Source organism: Vibrio sp. Vb0349, assembly GCF_033338975.1.
On record NZ_JAWOTS010000173.1, the window covers coordinates 1 to 1474 of the forward strand.

General features: G+C 48.2%; 2 protein-coding genes. Both read left to right on the forward strand.

Annotated elements, in window-relative coordinates; genetic code table 11:
- The first annotated feature begins 39 nt into the window (after positions 1-39).
- The gene (uspB, locus tag R7Q47_RS24280; protein WP_318089767.1) at positions 40-363 is read left to right on the forward strand and encodes a universal stress protein UspB; all 324 of its coding nucleotides are present in this window, start codon (positions 40-42) and stop codon (positions 361-363) included.
- Positions 364-520: 157 nt separating this feature from the next.
- Positions 521-1474, forward strand: a 954-nt coding sequence (locus R7Q47_RS24285) for an NAD(P)/FAD-dependent oxidoreductase (protein ID WP_318089768.1), incomplete at its 3' end; no start/stop codon positions are given.

Genomic DNA, 1474 nt, shown 5'->3' on the forward strand with positions numbered 1-1474 from the left:
TTTTCTCTTGAGCATTGTTGAAGATGTAGGGAGGAAAAGATGATCAGTGGAGACACAATCTTATTTGCGCTAATGGTAGTAACGGGGGTCAATATGATCCGTTATCTCACCGCTCTTCGTTCTCTTATTTACATCATGCGTGAAGCGCACCCATTGTTGTATCAACAAGTGGATGGCAATGGTTTCTTCACCACTCACGGTAACGTCACCAAACAGGTGCGTTTGTTCCACTACATTAAAAGTAAAGAGTATCACCATCACCATGATGAGATATTCACAGGTAAGTGTGAACGGGTGCGTGAGTTGTTTGTGCTATCAACCGCGTTGCTTGGTGTTACCCTACTGGCGGCCGTCATCTTGTAGGTCTTTCCAGCTAAGCCGTACTAGGCGATGCTTGGAATTTAAGCGCTATTACCTTTCGAAATTTGTAGGTAGAATGGCGATCTTAGAAAGCCAGGATGTGCAATAAGCACATCCTTTTTTATTGTTTTGGATTTTGGATAGAGCCTAAGAGCGACCGATGAGTAAGAAATTTGATGTTGTTGTAATTGGCGCGGGAGCCGCGGGTTTGATGTGTGCTGCAGAAGCAGGCAAGCGCGGACGCAGTGTGCTTGTGCTGGATCATGCCAAAAAGCCAGGACGTAAAATCCTTATCTCTGGTGGTGGCCGCTGCAACTTCACCAACTACGACGTATCAGCCAGCAACTACCTATGCCAAAACCCACACTTCGTAAAATCGGCGCTGTCGCAATACACCAACTGGGACTTCATCTCCATGGTCAGCAAACACGGCATCGAGTTTGAAGAGCGCGACCACGGCCAATTGTTTTGTGTCGATGCCTTTACCGCCAAAGACATTGTGAAGATGCTGCTGGCCGAGTGTGACATGCCAAACATTCAACAGCGTTACCAATGCGATGTGCACACCATTGAGAAAACCGAAGAAGGCTTTCGTCTGCACGCGGGTACTGAGCCCGTTGAGTGCGAATCTTTGGTGATTGCGACCGGTGGCCTTTCCATGCCAAAACTGGGCGCGACGCCATTTGGTTACAAAGTGGCTGAGCAGTTTGGTCTGCCGGTAATCCCAACCACGGCGGGACTTGTGCCATTTACGCTGCACAAAGAAGACAAAGAAGATTTCGCTGAACTGTCTGGCATTGCTGTGCCTGCGGAAATTACCGCCGAAGACGGCACCATGTTCAAAGAAGCGCTGTTGTTTACTCACCGCGGCTTATCGGGCCCTTCGGTTTTGCAAATTTCCTCTTTCTGGAAAGCGGGTCAGAAAGTTTCTATCAACTTAGTTCCTAACGAAGACATCGCTCTGCTGCTCGAGCGCAGCCTTGAGAAACATCCAAATCAATCGCTAAAGAACACCCTAGCAAAAGTGCTGCCAAAGCGTTTAGTGGAAGTGCTGATTGAACGTAAAGAGCTGATGGATAAACCTCTCAAGCAGTTCAACCCGAAAGAGCTTGCT

What these genes read in the sequence shown, in the direction of transcription:
- uspB (WP_318089767.1), top strand. Translation starts at nt 40, where the DNA reads ATGATCAGTGGAGACACAATCTTATTTGCGCTAATGGTAGTAACGGGG.